Source organism: Streptomyces sp. NPDC107575, assembly GCF_055657265.1.
The window spans coordinates 143,276-159,599 of sequence record NZ_JBVKBG010000001.1 but is presented as its reverse complement, the minus strand read 5'-3'; the positions used below and the strand labels follow the sequence as shown (position 1 = coordinate 159,599).

Annotated in this window: 13 protein-coding genes; 9 read left to right on the top strand and 4 right to left on the bottom strand. The window is 71.7% G+C overall.

What is annotated here, in order from left to right; all coding sequences use genetic code 11:
* The first annotated feature begins 17 nt into the window (after window positions 1–17).
* From ACZ7L4_RS00775 to ACZ7L4_RS00760, 4 genes are all read left to right on the top strand, one after another.
* Window positions 18–860: a carbohydrate ABC transporter permease gene (locus ACZ7L4_RS00775; protein ID WP_472098496.1), complete on the top strand. Its 843-nt coding sequence runs from the start codon at window positions 18–20 to the stop codon at window positions 858–860.
* A gap of 2 nt (window positions 861–862) precedes the next feature.
* On the top strand, window positions 863–1,876 hold the full coding sequence (locus ACZ7L4_RS00770) for a LacI family DNA-binding transcriptional regulator (RefSeq protein WP_472098494.1): 1,014 nt from the start codon (window positions 863–865) through the stop codon (window positions 1,874–1,876).
* Between the two features lie 123 nt (window positions 1,877–1,999).
* A complete protein-coding gene (locus ACZ7L4_RS00765) occupies window positions 2,000–3,928 on the top strand; it encodes a cellulase family glycosylhydrolase (protein WP_472098493.1) in 1,929 nt (642 codons plus the stop codon).
* 6 nt (window positions 3,929–3,934) lie between these two features.
* A complete protein-coding gene (locus ACZ7L4_RS00760) occupies window positions 3,935–6,172 on the top strand; it encodes a glycoside hydrolase family 3 N-terminal domain-containing protein (RefSeq protein WP_472098491.1) in 2,238 nt (745 codons plus the stop codon).
* Window positions 6,173–6,178: 6 nt separating this feature from the next.
* Here ACZ7L4_RS00760 and ACZ7L4_RS00755 read toward each other — a convergent pair whose 3' ends face one another.
* Entirely contained in the window at window positions 6,179–7,132 is a 954-nt protein-coding gene (locus ACZ7L4_RS00755; RefSeq protein ID WP_472098489.1) for a LysR family transcriptional regulator, read from the bottom strand.
* 139 nt (window positions 7,133–7,271) lie between these two features.
* Between ACZ7L4_RS00755 and ACZ7L4_RS00750 the strand changes: the two genes are divergently transcribed.
* Window positions 7,272–8,393: a PrpF domain-containing protein gene (locus ACZ7L4_RS00750; RefSeq protein WP_472098487.1), complete on the top strand. Its 1,122-nt coding sequence runs from the start codon at window positions 7,272–7,274 to the stop codon at window positions 8,391–8,393.
* 63 nt (window positions 8,394–8,456) lie between these two features.
* Window positions 8,457–9,710, top strand: a complete 1,254-nt coding sequence (locus tag ACZ7L4_RS00745; protein ID WP_472098485.1) for an SLC13 family permease — start codon at window positions 8,457–8,459, stop codon at window positions 9,708–9,710.
* Window positions 9,711–9,738: 28 nt separating this feature from the next.
* Here the strand turns inward: ACZ7L4_RS00745 and ACZ7L4_RS00740 are convergent, their stop codons facing one another.
* Entirely contained in the window at window positions 9,739–11,196 is a 1,458-nt protein-coding gene (locus ACZ7L4_RS00740; RefSeq protein ID WP_472098483.1) for a 3-hydroxybutyrate oligomer hydrolase family protein, read from the bottom strand.
* A gap of 413 nt (window positions 11,197–11,609) precedes the next feature.
* On the opposite strand from ACZ7L4_RS00740, the gene ACZ7L4_RS00735 reads away from it, so the two are divergent.
* Together ACZ7L4_RS00735 and ACZ7L4_RS00730 are read left to right on the top strand one after the other, a co-directional pair.
* Window positions 11,610–12,734, top strand: coding sequence for a S1 family peptidase (locus tag ACZ7L4_RS00735; RefSeq protein WP_472098481.1), 1,125 nt, complete (start codon window positions 11,610–11,612; stop codon window positions 12,732–12,734).
* A 161-nt stretch (window positions 12,735–12,895) separates the two neighbouring features.
* Entirely contained in the window at window positions 12,896–13,744 is an 849-nt protein-coding gene (locus ACZ7L4_RS00730) for a hypothetical protein (protein WP_472098480.1), read from the top strand.
* Window positions 13,745–13,755: 11 nt separating this feature from the next.
* Here ACZ7L4_RS00730 and ACZ7L4_RS00725 read toward each other — a convergent pair whose 3' ends face one another.
* The gene (locus ACZ7L4_RS00725) at window positions 13,756–14,574 is read right to left on the bottom strand and encodes an alpha/beta fold hydrolase (protein WP_472098478.1); all 819 of its coding nucleotides are present in this window, start codon (window positions 14,572–14,574) and stop codon (window positions 13,756–13,758) included.
* Between the two features lie 98 nt (window positions 14,575–14,672).
* Window positions 14,673–15,344: a DUF4097 family beta strand repeat-containing protein gene (locus ACZ7L4_RS00720; protein ID WP_472098476.1), complete on the bottom strand. Its 672-nt coding sequence runs from the start codon at window positions 15,342–15,344 to the stop codon at window positions 14,673–14,675.
* Between the two features lie 242 nt (window positions 15,345–15,586).
* Here ACZ7L4_RS00720 and ACZ7L4_RS00715 point away from each other — a divergent pair, with 242 nt between their 5' ends.
* A complete protein-coding gene (locus ACZ7L4_RS00715) occupies window positions 15,587–16,321 on the top strand; it encodes a GbsR/MarR family transcriptional regulator (RefSeq protein WP_472098475.1) in 735 nt (244 codons plus the stop codon).
* Window positions 16,322–16,324: the final 3 nt, after the last annotated feature.

Here is a 16,324-nt window from a genome sequence, read left to right as displayed (position 1 = left end):
TCGGAGCTGCTTTTCCCATGAGCAAGAGTCATGCGAAGTTCGGGCGGTCGTGGTGGCCCGCGCACATCCTGGTGTGGGGGTACGCGGTGCTGCTCGCGGTGCCGCTGTACTACTTCGTCGTCTCCGCGTTCAAGTCGAACGACGCGATCTTCGGCAGTCCACTGGCGCCGCCGACCTCGTTCGGCTTCGACAACTTCGCGACGGCCTTCAGAACGGCGGGCCTTGGCACGGCCGTGTTCAACTCGGCGCTGGTGACCGTCCTTTCACTGGTCCTGACACTGGGGCTCGCGGTTCCCGCGGCGTTCGCGCTCGCCCGGTCCGAGGGGCGGGCCGCGTCGGTGATCGAGAAGGTGTTCTCGCTCGGGTTCCTGATCCCGACGTTCGCCGCCCTGTTCCCGACGTTCCTGCTCGCGGCGGCGACCGGCCTGTTCCACACCCGTACGTTCATGGTGCTGCTGCTCCCTGCGACCGCGCTGCCGCTGTCGGTGGTGATCCTGGTGCAGTTCATGCGGACCATCCCGAAGGAGATGGAGGAGGCCGCGCGGATGGACGGCGCCTCGACCTTCGCGGTGCTGCGGCACATCTATACGCCGATGTGTCTGCCCGGCATCGCCACGGTGCTGCTCCTCAACTTCCTGAGCTTCTGGAACGAGTACCTGTACTCCCTCGTCCTCATCGGCCCCGATCCGGACCTTCGCACGATCCAAGTCGCCCTGCCCACCCTGAAGTCGGTGACCGGCACGGACTACGGTGTGCTGACGGCGGGCACCGTGCTCACCCTGGTGCCGGTGTGGATCGTGTACACGGTGCTCCAGAAGCGCATGCAGACGGCGCTCGTCAGCGGGGCGGTGAAGATGTGAGCGTGTCGAACAGGAGCAGGCGTCCCACCATCAAGGACGTGGCGGCCGAGGCCGGGGTGTCACCGGCCGCGGTGTCGAAGGTGTTCAACGGCACGGGCCGGATCTCCGAGCAGACCCGCCGCCGCATCCAGGACGCGGCCGCGGGCCTCGGCTGGTCGCCGAACGCGGCGGCGAGCGCCCTGCGCCGCTCCCGCAGCCACACCATCGCCCTCGTGGTGCGCCGCCCCAGCGATGTGCTCGGCACGGACCCGCACTTCAGCGAGCTGATCAACGGTCTGGAGAGCGAGCTCGCGCCGCGCGGCTACGGTCTGCTGCTGCACCTCGTCGCGGACGTCGACGAGGAGGGCCGGCTGTACGAGCGGCTGGCCGCCGAGGGCCGAGTGGACGGCGCGGTGCTCACGGAGAGCCGTATCGACGACCCGCGCCCGGCCCAACTCCGGCGTCTGGGGATGCCGTTCGTCCTGCTCGGCGGCCCCGACGGGGTGATGCTCAGCCACCAGGAGACCGGTGTCACGGAGGCCGTGGAGCATCTGCTCGCGCTCGGCCACCGGCGGATCGGCTATGTGTCCGGGCCACCGGAACTGGTCCACTCGGGGTTCCGGCAGGGCGTGCTCACCGATGTGCTCGCCCGGGCGGGCCTCTCTCCGGCCGCCGTGATCCCCACGGACTTCGGGGCGGAGGCGGCCATCGCCGCCACGGAACGACTCCTGGCCCTCGCCCCCCGCCCCACCGCGATCGTCTACGCCAACGACTCGATGGCGATGTGCGGCATCGGCGCCGCCCAGCGCGCGGGTCTTTCGGTTCCGGGCGAGCTGTCCGTCGTCGGCTACGACGACCTGCCGCTCGGCCGCTGGCTGCACCCCCGGCTCACCACCGTCGACCAGCGGGTGACCGTGGTGGGCGCGGCGGCGGCGCGGGTGCTGCTCGCGCAGGTCGGCGAGGAGAACGTGCCCGCGCCCGAGCTGGCGGAGAGCCCCCGGCTCGTCGTCCGGGAGTCGACGGGACCGGCCGCGTAGGCCGCGCCGCCGTTGACCGGTTCACCGGCAACGGCGTTGCGGACTCAGGGCTCCGCCCCGGACCCCGCGCCTCAATCGCCGGCGGGGCTTGAACATACCCACCACTTTCTGGAGCACCACACCATGCGTCGCCACAGCGCCCAGCTGTCCCACCACCCCGCCGTTCTGCCCTGGCTCGGTGCCAACTACTGGTCCCGTACGGGCGGGCCGCTCATGTGGCGGAACTACGACCCCGCCGTCGTGCGCGAGGAGCTGCGGATCCTCCGCGACCACGGCCTGAACATGACGCGGTCCTTCTTCTACTGGCCCGACTTCCACCCGGATCCGCACCGCGTCGACGAGGAACTCTGCGAGCGCTTCCGGGACTTCCTCGACGCGCACCAGGAACTCGGCATGGGGTCCGTGCCCACCTTCATCGTCGGCCACATGTCCGGCGAGAACTGGGACCCGGCCTGGCGCGGCAACCGCGACCTGTACGAGGACGTGTGGATGGTCGGCCGCCAGGCGTGGTTCGCGAGTGAGATGACGCGCCGGTTCAAGGACCACCCGGCGGTGACCGGCTGGCTCATCACCAACGAGATGCCGGGATACGGCCGCATCTACCAGGTCGACCCGCCGTCCTCTGACGTGGTGACGGCGTGGGCGCAGTTCATGTGCCAGGCCGTGGTGGCGGCCGGTGCCACGCAGCCGGTGTCGCTCGGCGACGGCGCGTGGGGCATCGAGGTCACCGGCAAGGACAACGGCTTCTCGCTGCGCGACACCGACCCGTACGTGGACTTCGTCGGCCCGCACGTCTACCGCTCGGACACGGACCGGCCGCGCCAGCACTACCGGGCCGCGTTCGAGTGCGAGCTGGCGGCGGTCACCGGGAAGCCGGTGATCCTGGAGGAGTTCGGCCTGTCCACGGACACCGTGTCCGCGCGCAACGCGGGCGTCTACTACCGCCAGACGCTGCACAACTCGCTGCTCGGCGGCGCGACGGGCTGGATGGCGTGGAACAACACGGACTACGACGACCTGTGGGAGCAGTCGCCGTACGACCACCACCCGTTCGAGATGCACTTCGGGATCACGGACAGCGCGGGCCGCCCGAAGGAGCCGCTGCGTGAACTCGCCGCGTTCGCCGAGGTGTTGAGGACGGTCGACTTCCCGCACTGCCGCCGCACGGACGCCGGCGCGGCACTCGTGGTCCCGGCGTTCCTGGAGAAGGGCTACCCGTACAGCCGCCCCGCCGACCGGCCGCTGATCTTCAGCTCGCTGCACCAGGGCTACGTCGCCGCGCGCGGCGCGGACCTTCCGGTGGGCTTCGTGCGCGAGGTGGACGGGCTGCCGGAGGACGGGGACGTACAGCTGTATCTGCTGCCTTCCACACGGCAGTTGACGACGCGGACCCGGCGCGGTCTGGAGGAGCGGGCGCGCGCGGGGGCGACGGTGTATCTGTCGTTCTGTTCGGGCGAGCACCCGGGCACGCGCGGGCCGTGGTTCCACGACCTGGACGGCCTGTTCGGGGTCGAGATGCAGCTGTCGTACGGGGTGGCGGAGCCGATCGAGGACGACGAGCTGGCCATGACGTTCACCGAGGACTTCGGCGGCGTACGGGCCGGTGAGACGCTGCGCTTCCCCGTCGCGGGCAACGAGGACAGTCGCGCGTGGCTGCCGGTCGTCCCGGACGGCGCGCGGGTCGTCGCGACGGACGCGCACGGCCGTCCGGCGCTGCTCGTCCACGAGATCGGCGCGGGCCGCGCGGTCCTCGCCACGTACCCGCTGGAGCACATGGCCGCGCGGACGGCACACGTGAACCCGGAGCAGACGCACCGGCTGTACGCGGCGCTCGCCGAGGTCGCGGGCGCGGACCGCCCGGTGACCGTGGACACCCCGCTGGTCAGCGCGGACACCCTCGTCCACGAGGACGGGCGGCGGTTCCTGTGGCTGGTCAGCCAGGCGGACGAGGAGCTGACGGTGCGCCCGTCGGACCACCTGGGGAAGCCGCTCGACGAGGTGACGCTCGCACCGTACGGGGTGCGGGTCCTGGAACTCGACACGGAGGCCTGACACACCATGGAGCTGTACAAGGACGCGGGGGCGCCGGTCGCCGACCGGGTGCGCGACCTGCTCGGCCGTATGACGCTCACGGAGAAGGTCGGCCAGGTCAACCAGCGGATGTACGGCTGGGACGCGTACGAGCGCACGGCGGAAGGACACCGGCTCACCGACGCGTTCCGCGAGGAGGTGGCACGGTTCGACGGGATGGGCGCGCTGTACGGGCTGCAGCGGGCCGACCCGTGGTCCGGTGTCACCTTCGCCGACGGCATCACGGAGGCGGACGGCGCGCGGGTCGCGGACGCGGTGCAGCGGCACGTCGTCGAGAACACGCGGCTCGGCATCCCTGTCCTGATGGTGGAGGAGGTGCCGCACGGCCATCAGGCGCTCGACGGCACGGTGTTGCCGGTCAACCTCGCGGTCGGCGCCACCTGGGACCCGGCTCTGTACCGGGAGGCGGCGGCCGCCGCGGCGGCCGAACTGCGGGCCCGCGGCGGGCACATCGCCCTCGTGTCCGCGCTCGACCTGGTGCGTGACCCGCGCTGGGGCCGCGCGGAGGAGTGCTTCGGCGAGGACCCGTACCTGGCGGCGCGGCTGACCGAGGCGCTGGTGGAAGGGATGCAGGGAACGGGCTATTCGTACGGCGCCGATCAGGCGGCCGTCGTGCTCAAGCACTTTGCCGGGCAGGGGAGTTCGGTCGGCGGGCGCAACAGTGCCGCCACCGAGATCGGCGCCCGCGAGCTGCACGAGATCCATCTCCCTGCGGCCCTCGCGGGTGTGCGGGCCGGGGCGGCGGGCGTGATGGCCGCGTACAACGAGTTCGACGGCCTGCCGTGCGCCGCCTCGTACGACCTGCTCACCGGGCTGCTGCGCGAGCGCTGGGGCTTCGAGGGTCTGGTGATGGCGGACGGGTGCGCGCTCGACAGGCTGGTGCGGCTGGCAGGCGACCGGCCCTCCGCTGCGGCGCTCGCGCTGTCGGCGGGCACGGATCTGAGCCTGTGGGACGGGGTGTTCCCGGAGCTGGGGACGGCGGTGGAGCGCGGGCTCGTGTCGGAGGAGGTGCTGGACGCGGCGGTGACCCGCGTCCTGACACTGAAGTTCCGGCTCGGCCTCTTCGAGCGGCCCTACGTCTCCGAGGCCCGCCAAACAGCAGCTGACACAAGGGAGTTGAGCGAACGCATCGCCCGCGCCTCGATCACACTCCTGCACAACGACGGGGCACTGCTCCCCCTCGGGCCCGACACGCAGCGGATCGCCGTCATCGGCCCGAACGCCGACTCCATCCCCCAGCAGATCGGCGACTACACATCGCCGCAGCGGCCGGACAGTGGCGTCTCGGTGCTCGCCGGGCTGCGGGAGGCCGGCGCGGACGTGACGTACGCGCGCGGCTGCGATCTGGTGGGCGATGACCGTTCGGGGATCGCGGAGGCCGTGGAGCTGGCCGCCGCGTCCGATGTCGCGGTGCTCGTGCTCGGCGGTTCCAGCGCGCGCGAGCACGACACACACTTCGACGTCAACGGCGCCGCCGTCATCGCCACCGGCAACCCGTCGGAGATGACCTGCGGCGAGGGCGTCGACCTCGCCGACGTCCGGCTCGGCGCCGGGCAGCGGGCGCTCGTCGGGGCGGTGGCGGCGACCGGCACACCGTGCGTGGCGGTGCTGATCCAGGGCCGCCCGCACGCGGTGCCCGAACTCGCGGACAACACAGGGGCGTTGGTCAGTGCCTGGTATCCGGGGCCGTGGGGCGGCCGGGCCGTCGCGGACGTGCTCCTGGGCGTCTGCGAGCCGAGCGGACGGCTGCCCGTCTCGGTGCCCCGCTCCTCGGGCCAGCTCCCCGTCTTCTACAACTCCAAGGACCACGGTTTCCGTGGCTATGTGGACGAACCGGGGACGCCCCTCTACCCCTTCGGGCACGGACTGTCGTACACCACAACGGAGTTCGGCGCACCGCGTGTCTCCGGGAGGGTGTGCGAGGTCGAGGTCACCAACACCGGGAGCAGGCCGGTCCGCGAGACCGTGCAGCTCTACGTGCGCCGGATTGGCGGCGCGACGTCCTGGCCGCGCGTGCGTGAACTGCGGGGCTTCCGGCGCGTGGACCTGGCACCGGGTGAGAAGGCCACGGTCGTCTTCCCCCTCGACGACGAGGTGCTGGCCTCGGTGACCCGCTCCCTCGACCGGGCCGTGGAACCGGGCACGTACGAGATCGGGACGGGCCCTTCGGCGGACTCCACGCAGTCCGCACCGCTCACGACCTGAGCGGACTCAGCCGCGGCGCACCGCCCCGAGCTGCGCCCGGTCGAGGCCCGGCGCCGCGAACCGCCGCGCCACCGTGCGCAGGACGCGCGCCATCGCCTGCGCGGGCGGCGTCGCGGGCCGGGACGTGGAGCGGGCGAGGAGGATGCGGCGGGTCGGCGCGGCGACGTCGGAGGCGAAGGGCAGCAGCCGGACGTCGCTGCGCCGGCTGGTGAGGGCGAGCCGGGGCGCGAGCGCGATGCCGAGTCCGGCGGCGACCATGGCCTGCGCCTCCTGGTAGTCGTGCGAGGCGTAGGCGATCCGCGGTTCGAAGCCCGCCCGGCGGCAGCTGCGGCGCAGTACGTCGGCGACTGGGTGGTTGTCCGCGCGGATGATCCACTCCTGGTCCGCGAGGCCGCCGAGGTCCACGGGCGAGTGGGCGCGCAGCGGGGAGTCGGCGGGGACGACGAGGACCGTGGGGTCGTCGAGGAGATGGGTGAGCGCGAGGGCGGGGTCGTCGATCCGGTTCCACTCGTAGTCCCACAGCAGCGCCTGCTCGACCTCGCCCGTGTGCAGCATCTCGCGGAGTTCGGCGAGCACGCCCGCCCGCACCTCGATGCGGATGCCGGTGTGGCTGCGGCGGAACTTGGTGAGCGCCAGTGGCAGCAGCGAGGCGCTCGCCGTGGGGAACGACCCCAGTTGCAGCGTGCCCTGGTCGAGGGCGGCGAACGAGTGCAGGTCGGCCTCGGCGGCGCGCAGCTCACGGCGTACCGCGCGGCCCCGCTCGGCCAGCGCGGCGCCCGCCGGGGTGGGCCGGATCCCGCGCGGCAGCCGCTCCACGAGGGGCTGCCCCGCCTCCTGCTCCAGGAGCGACATCTGCTGGGACGCCGCGGAGGTGGTCATGCCCAGCTCCTCCGCGGCCGCGGTGAGCGAGCCGCGCTCGGCGGCCTCGGTGAGGAGCAGCAGGCGACGCACGTTCAGCATGGGTGACACTTTAGCTCAGCTAAACCCGAGTGAAGTGAACTGCCATTGTCCCCAAGTCGCGGCTCTGCGATGGTCTTGGCAATCGCCGGAACGGCCCCTTCCACCGGCGTTCCCCATTGATCAAGGAAGAGCCTCAGACGTGCACATCCCTGCGACGCTCGTGCGTGGTGGCACCAGCAAGTGCTGGTTGTTCCACCAGGTCCATGTCCCCGCGGACCGCGGGGAGTTGGCGCGAATGCTGGTCGCCGCGTACGGCGCCGCGGACCCCGTGGAGCTGGACGGCGTCGGCGGCGCCACCCCCACCACCTCCAAGGCGGCGGTCGTCAGTGTCTCGCCCGAGCCGGGCGTCGACATCGACTATCTCTTCGCCCAGGTCGGCATCGGCGACGCCACCGTGGAGTGGACGAGCAACTGCGGGAACTGCGCCACGGGCGTCGCCCTGTACGCGGTGGCGAAGGGGATGGTGCCGATCGCGGGCGACCGGACCCGCGTCGTCATGCGCAACAGCAACACCGGGGCGGTCCTTGAGGGCGTCGTGGACACCGCGGGAGGCGTGGTCCAGCACTTCGGCCGGCAGACCGTTCCGGGCACGCGGGCCGGCGGTGTCGCCGTCGACCTCACGTTCCGCGACCCGGCGGGCGGCTCCACGGGCGCGCTGCTCCCGACCGGGCAGGCCACGCAGAAGCTGCCGGTCCACGGCGCCGAACCGGTCCTCGTGAGCATGGTGGACGCCGGGGCCCCGGTGGTCCTCGTCGACGCCGACGGGGCGGGCCGCAGTGGCTCCGAAACCCTGGACCAGGTGCGGGCCGATGTGCCATGGTTGCGCGCGATCAGGCATGCGGCGGCGCCGTTGATGGGCCTCGTCGAGGCAGGGCGCGAGCCCGGTGACGCGGTGCCGAAGGTGGGCCTGGTCGGAACTCCGGTGCCCTACACCACGACGCTCGGCGAACACGTCGCGGCCGAGGACTACGACGTCTCCGTCCGCATGCTCAGCATGAACTCCCCGCACCCGGCGATCGGCCTCACCTCCGCCGTCGCCCTCGCCGCCGCGGGGCTCGTGAAGGACTCCGTGGTCCGCGGTGTCGCGGCCGCCCGCGACGACGGCTGGCTGCGGCTCGGCACCCCGGCGGGCGTGGTCGCGGTCCGTTGCTCCGACGTACGGGACGGCCTGCCGGGCCGGGTCACCGTACGGCGGGCCGCGCGGCTGCTCGCCGACGCCCGGATCTACGTACCCGAGAGCGGCGCGCCGCAGGCCGCCTGACCGGAGCGCACGAACGCACCCCACCCCCCGCACCGCCCCGTCCCCACCGCACCAAGGACAATGATGTCTGCTGAAGTGATATCCATAGGCGCCCTGTTGGTGATGTTCGTGGTCGGCACCGTGCTGCCGATCAACCTGGGCATCCTCGCCTTCGTCGCGACCTTCGTGGTCGGCACCGCCTCCCTCGGCCTGACGCAGGAGGAGATCTTCGAAGGGTTCCCGGTGGATCTCTTCGTGACGATCGTCGGGGTCACGTATCTGTTCTCCGTGGCCCGCCGCAACGGCACGATCGACTGGCTCGTCACCGCGGGCGTGCGGATGGTGCGCGGCAAGGTGGCGCTCATCCCGTGGGTGCTGTTTCTGGTCGCGGCGCTGCTCACGGCCTTCGGCACGTTCACCCCGGCCGCGGTCGCGCTGCTCGTCCCGATCGGCATGAACTTCGCGCACCGCTACAAGCTGAACCCGCTGGTCGTCGGCATGATGGTGATCAGCGGCGGGCACGCGGGCGCGTTCTCGCCGCTCGCCGTCTCCGGGGCGCTGGTGCTGGGGGTCGTCGACAAGACGAGCCTGCAGGTCTCGCCGGTGACACTGTTCACCGCCAGCTTCGTCATCAACCTGGTGCTGTCCGCGGTGACCTACGCGCTCCTCGCGAAGCGCCCCGCCCCGCTGGCCGAGGAGGCCGAAGCGGCGTCCGAGGACGAGGACCTGGCCGTGTCCGGTCTGCCGGACTGGCGCCAGTGGCTGACCCTCGGCGCCCTGGTCGCCCTCGTCGTCGGCGCCCTCGGCTTCCATCTGGAGATCGGGCTGCTGGCCCTCGCGGCGGGCGCGCTGCTCGCCCTGGTGGACATGAAGCGGCAGGAGAAGGCCGTCGACGGGATCAGCTGGTCGACGCTGCTGCTGGTCGCGGGGATGATGACGTACATCGCCATGCTGGAGAAGGCCGGTGTCATCGAGAAGATCTCCGAGCACGCGGCGAACCTCGGCGCCCCGCTCCTCGTCGCCCTGCTGCTGTGCTTCACCGTGGCCATCACCTCGGCCTTCGCCTCCTCCACGGCGATCATCACCGCGATCATCCCGGTCGCCGTGCCGCTGCTGCTTTCGAGCCATCTCAACGCCGCGGGCCTGATCGCCGCGCTCGCCGTCTCGACGACGATCGTGGACACGTCCCCCTTCTCCACGAACGGCGCCCTGGTCCTGAGCAACGCCCGCGGCGTCGACTCCCGCCGCTTCTACCGCCAGGTCATCGGCTACACGGGCGGCATCGTGGCCCTCGGCCCGATCGTCGCGTGGGGAGCGCTGGTCCTGCCCTGGTCGTAGCCGGTACTCCACCCGGCCCGGTCGCGCGTCAGTCGAGCGGGCAGGTGGTGAGGAGAGTGGCGGGGGTCGCCCCCGGCGGGCGCGTGATCGTGCGGCTCGCCGGCGGGCGGCGCTCGCCGTTCAGCCAGTCCTCCAGGGAGCGGAACGCGGCGCGGTGGCACGGGACCATCGGCCGGAGCTTGTCGGGGAAGGTGTCGGCCAGGGAGTCGACGTGCGTGCCGTCCTCGATGCGGTAGTAGCGCAGCAGGGCGCCCCGGCCCGACGTGCGCACCATGTCCGCGTAGACGTCGGAGTCCTTGCCGATGGGGAGCAGGACGTCGAGGGTGCCCTGGAGGGTGATCAGGGGTTTGCCGATACGTCCGGTCAGCGCGATGCGGTCGACGGCGCGGCGGACCTCGGCGGGGCGGTTCGCGTAGTCGTAGTCGGCGTCGCAGGCCGGGCTTCCCGGGGCGCAGTAGGGGGTGCCGGCGTCGGTGGCGCCGTCGTAGTCCGGGTCGAGTTCCTCGCGGTACATGCGCTGGGTGAGGTCCCAGTAGACCTTGTGGTGGTAGGGCCACAGGAACTCGGAGCCCGCCGGGTAACCCGCCTTGTGCATGGCTTGTTGCGCGGCGTCGGCGCCCTCGCCCCCGGCGGCGTACGTCGGGTAGGTGCGCAGTGCGGGTGGAAGGTGGGTGAGGAGGTTGGGGCCACGGGTGCGCCAGAGGGTGCCCTCCCAGTCGACTCCGCCGTCGTAGAGCTCGGGGTGGTTCTCCAGTTGCCAGCGCACGAGGTAGCCGCCGTTGGACAGGCCGGTGGCGAGGGTGCGGGCGGGTGGCCGGTGGTAGCGCTGTGCGACGACTGCTTTGGCCGCGCGGGCGAGTTGGGTGACGCGGTCGTTCCATTCCGCGATGGCGTCGCCCGGCCGGCGTCCGTCGCGGTAGAAGCTCAGGCCGGTGTTGCCTTTGTCGGTGGCAGCGTAGGCGTAGCCGCGGTCGAGGACCCAGTCGGCGATGGCGCGGTCGTTGGCGTACTGCTCGCGGTTGGCCGGGGTGCCGGACACCACCAGGCCGCCGTTCCAGTGGTCGGGCAGCCGGATCACGAACTGGGCGTCGTGGTTCCACCCGTGGTTGGTGTTCGTGGTCGAGGTGTCGGGGAAGTAGCCGTCGATCTGGATGCCGGGGACGCCGGCGGGGGTGGGGAGGTCCTTCGGGGTGAGGCCGTTGTAGTCGGCCGGGTCCGTGTGACCGGAGCCGACCGTCCCTGCGGTCGTCAACTCGCTCAGGCAGTCCGCCTGTTGGTGTTCCGCTCCGGGTACGCGGAGGTGGGCCCGGTTCGCACAGTGCGCGTCGGCGGGTGTTCGGGGCGCGCTCACCGCCGTCGGGGTGACGGTGAGGGTGCAGGCACCGGCCAGGGCGAGCGCCGCGACGGCCGTGCGGTGCAGGCGGGCGCGGGTGGCGTTGAAGCCCGAACTGGGTCCGGGGCCGGGGTGTCTGTAAGGCGGGGGCATCCTGTTCCTCCGGGTCGGCAGCGGTGTGGTGAAAGGTAGGGTCCGGCCCGGTCGTCGCCCCACGTGTGCGGGCACCAGTCTCCGCGCCGTCGACATGGCGTGCGGCACCATGCGGCGCGCGGCCGCGCGCTGTCCGGCTTGCACGGGTTCCGGCCAATCCGGCGGACGCTGGTACGCCCTCGCCCGGGCCCGTGGCGCGAAGATGCCCTGAATGGGCGCTCTCGGGGCGCGGCGCCGCCGCCACTGGTCCAGTCACAACCGGCCACGCCCGCCCGCGAAACATGCCAATTCCCTTCTCCTGCGCCCCGCGGCTACCTAACTTTCTCTGGCCGTGCGCCGCACCTCCCTGACCACCGGGAACGCGTGACGCACGGCCACCGCGAAGAACTCACGCAGCCCTGGGGGGACGCACCATGAGACACACCCGTAAGAGACTCGCGCAGCTGGCCTCGGCCGCGCTCCTGCTGTCCGCCGTCACGGCCCTGCCCGCCGCGGCGTCGGACTCCGGTTCCGCGTCCGTGAAGCCGCTGACCTCACCCGCCGAGGCGACGGCCCTGACGAAGCGGCTCGGCGCCGACAGAACCGCCGGCACCTACGTCGAGGACGGCCGCCTCGTCGTGGCGGTGACCGACAAGGCCGCCGCGCAGTCCGTCCGTGACGCGGGCGGTACGCCCGATCTGGTCGCCCGCAGCTCCAACGAACTCACGTCCCTGCACCGCGCGTTGGACGCGCTGGGCAACATCCCCAACACGACCTGGGGTGTCGACGCGAGCACCAACCAGGTCGGCGTGGACGTCTTCGACGGGGCTCCGGCCGCGGGCCGGAACAGGATCGAGAAGATCGCCGAGGCCCACCCGGGAGCGATCCGCGTCAACCGGATCGACAGCGAGCTGAAGGTCAAGGCCACCGACCTGCGCGGCGCCAACGGGATCACGTCGAGCGGCTGGCTGTGCAGCGCCGGGTTCAACGCCAAGAACTCCTCGGGAGCCATCTACACACTCACGGCCGGCCACTGCGTCCCGGGCACAGGCAACACCTGGTACATGGACTACAACGGCACCAAGATCGGCACCCAGACCGCGTACAGCTTCGGCTCCGGCACCACCGGCGCCTGCGACGGCTCCACGCGCGCCTGCGACTGGGCCACCATCAGGTCGGACGGTCCCGACATCAACCCGCTGGGCACGGTGCGCTACTGGGGCGGCGACTACCACCAGATCGAGAGCTCCCGGTACCCGGCGGAGGGCGAGCACATCGACCGGATCGGCGTCAGCAGCCAGGACCTGACGGGCAACGTCACCAAGACGAGCACCACGGTCAACATGGACGGCAAGACGCTCTACGGGATGATGGAGACGAACAACTGCGCCCTCGGCGGCGACAGCGGCGGGCCCGCACTGCACGGGACCGTGGCCCTCGGGCTGCTCTCCGGCGGCACGGACGAAAGCGTGTGCACGTCCTCGTCCAGCGGCACGTACCGGAACTACTTCACCAAGGTGCAGACCGTGTTGAACGAGCGCGGGCTGCACGTCTACTGAGTGATCTGCCAACCCTGCGGACTCGACCGGCTCGACCGGTGAACCCAATCCGGCTCTGCCACGTCACAGGGCAGAGCCGGGTTCGGCCGCAGGCCCGGCGTCGTCGTCCAGGAGGTCACATGCGTATCGGGGCAGTTCGCTCAACCAGGCTGTCCGCGGGTATGGCCCTGGCCGCCGTCGGTCTCGCCGCCACGGCCGGTTGCGGCAGCGAGAAGGTGGCCGAGGACGACGGGGACGCGCTCGCCGAGCGGGCCCGGCAGGTGGCCGACGTCTGGGACGGTTCGTCGGCTGCCGCCGCGTGGCGGGCCGGATACCACCCCACCGGGGAGGCCATCCAGCTCCCGCGCGGCGGCCTGCGCGACGGCGCCGACCAACAGGCGTACGAGCGAAGGAACTTCGAGGTGCGCGGCACGCTGCCCGGTGACGGGCCGAAGGGCGGCGAGGTGACCTGGGCGGCGGGCGGGGCCGTCACCCGTCCTGTGGTGAGGGCGAAGGAGGCGTACGAGACCCTGGCGGGCCCGTACCTCGAAGGGAAGCCCCGACTCACCGTGACACATGTCGAGTTGGGGACGATGCGGATGTCGACCAGTCGCGGACCGGCATCCGTTCCCGCCTGGGTCTTCACCCTCGACGGCTACGACTCCCCGCTCAAGCAGGCCGCCGCCGCCCCGTCCAAGACCCCTCGGTCCCCGATCAAGGCGGCCCACGACCTTCCGGGCTCCCCGCTCGACCGCCTGCTCGCGGTCTCCGCCGACGGGCACACGGTGACCGTCGTCGTCGTGCACGGCGTCTGCGACGACGGTCCCACGGTGGACGTGCTGGAGAGCCGCGGCACCGTCGTGCTGTCCGCGTCCGTCACGGGCCGGGTCGAGGACAGCGTCTGCACCAAGCAAGGGAAGTTGGAGCGGATCGAGGTCCGGCTGCGGAAGCCCCTGGGCGACCGCGTCCTGCTCGACGCGCACTCCGGGAGCCCGGTCCCCTACCGGGGCACGAACGGGCTCTCCCCCTGATCGGCCGGAGGTCACCGGCGCTTTTCTTCCAGGGCCGCGACCTCGCGGACGGCCTCGGCGATGGCGCGGTAATCCTTCTTCAGGATCGCCCCGTGGTTGCTGGCGACCTTGGCGTGGATCTCGATGTGCGCGTTGCGGGCGGTCACCTCGGCGAGACCGGCACGGATGCGTTCCTGCTCGTCACCGCGGCTGCCGAGGGACGAGCCGGACGCCAGCACGTAGCGGGTCGGAACGGTGATGGCGTCGAGCACGGGGCCCAGCTCGCTCTTGCTGCCGAGCCTGCCCAGTTCGATGTTGCTCTCGGCCATCTGCGCCGCCGACATCCGCGGGAGCAGACCTGTCGGGCGGATCAGCGGCGCGAACCAGTTGACGCGCCGGAACATCTTCCGGATCCGCGCCTCCATCGCCTCGTCCAGCCAGTCGTAGGGCTGCGCGCCGTCGACCAGGACCGCGCCGATGGTGCGCTCCGGGTTCCGGCTCGCCCAGTGCGAGCCTACGTATGCGCCGTAGGACCAGCCGACGACGAGCGCCCGGTCGACGCCCCGGGCGGCGAGGACCGCGTCGACGTCCCGGACGGCGGCCTCGAAGGAGTAGTCCGCCGAGCGCCCCGACTTTCTGCCGCGGGCCCGCTCGTCGTAGGTGATGTGCCGCCACTGCGGGCCGAGGTCCGCGAGGACCCGGCGCCAGTAACCCTGCGTGGCGAACTGGCCGTTGAGGTAGACGACCGGGATTCCGGAGCCGCCGGAGTCGGTGACGGCGAGGGCGGTGTCGTCGACCGGAACCATTCCGGTCCACGCGGCGGCGGCCGAGGGTGCGGTGCTGTTCGTCATGGCTTCTCCTGGTTCGGTGGGTCGGGCGGGCGGTGCGCGCGGGGCCCGTGCTCAGTGGTCGGGCCCCGCGCGGTGGTGGGCTGTCGTGCGGTGGCGCGTCACAGGGCGCGGGCGGTGATGTCCCCGTGGCCGGTGGTCGCGTGGACGGTGAGCCCGGCCTTCGGGCCCTCGGAGTTCATGAGCGAGTTGTGGATCCGGCCGTAGCCGGTGCCGGCGTCGAGGGTGGCGGAGACACCGTGGGCGGCGTCGACCGTCACATCGCCCATCTGGGTGCTCAGTTCGAGCACACCCGATGTGGCCTCGGCGATGCGGATGTCGCCCTTCTGCACCTTGATGTCGGCGGACCCGGTCAGGCGGCCGACCGTGACATCACCGGCGTAGGAGGACAGCCGCACGCTCGCGGCCTCGTCGATCTTCACGGTGCCGTGCGCACCCTCGCAGACGAGCTCGCCGAGCCGTCCGACGCCGCGGAACTCGACGGCGGCGGCGACCGCCTCGACGTCGGATCCGGCGGGCAGTTGGACGGTCACCTCGATGGCACCGGACGCGCCGAGGAGCTGGTTCTTCTCGGCCGGGGCCGCGATCCGCAGGGTGCCGTCGGCGAACTCGACGGTGGTCTGCTCGGCGGCCTTCACGTCGCGGCCCTTCGAGGAGTCCGCGGGGCGGACCTCGACGGTGGTGTCGGTGCGGTCGGCGGCGATGACCTGGATGCGTCCGGCGGGCAGACGCAGGACGGCGGAGATGGCGGCGGGAGTGTCGAACTTCTGCATCGTGCTCTCCTTGAGCTGTCGTTGTCGCGCTGTTTCCGATGAGTGAAAAGCTACGTTGCGTTTCTTGATTCATCAATGCGCTTGTTGCGACGAGAACGCCAACTTGCAGGCCAGAGCCGCTATTTCGTTGCAACTGGTGGAGATCTAACGCAACAGAACGCACGGTTCCGTTGCATTGGCATGACGCTGAACGCTACGCTGACGCCGGTCAGGCGTATGCAGCGGACGGAGAGGTGCCCACGATGCCGGGAGGCCGACTCACTCAGCAGGAACGGCAGCAGATCGCGCTCGGGCTCGCCGACGGGCTCGCGTACGCGGAGATCGGCCGCCGCCTGGACCGCCCCACCTCGACCATCACACGCGAGGTGATGCGCAACGGCGGGCCCACGTCCTACCGGCCCGACCTCGCCCACCGCGCCACCGAACGCCGCGCCCACCGCCGCAAGCAGCCCGCCCCGCGGGGGCCCGCGCGCGCGTCCGGGCGGGACGACGAGGCGGTGCGCGAGTACGAGGAGACGTTCACGACCCTCCTCATGCAGCAGGGGCTGCCCAGGATGACGGCGCGCGTGCTGACGTGCCTGTTCACCAGCGACGCGGGCAGCCTCACCGCCTCCGACCTGGTGCGGCGCCTGGACGTCAGCCCGGCCTCCGTCTCCAAGTCGATGGCGTTCCTGGAGCAGCAGGGCCTCATCCAGCGCGAGCGGGACGCCGGCCGCCGCGAGCGCTATCGCGTCGACGACGACGTCTGGTACCAGTCGACGGTCGCGAGCGCCCGCGGCACCGCGCAGATCGCCGAGGTCGCACGGCAGGGAGTCGGCATCCTCGGCCGCGAGTCCCCGGCCGCCGTGCGGCTCGAGAACATCGCCCGCTACAGCGAGTTCATGAGCGAGAGCATCCTGCGCGCCGCCGATCAGGTGCGCGAGATCCTCCATACGAAACCGGGGACGGACATGGACACGGAGGGCTCGGCCGACTGACCG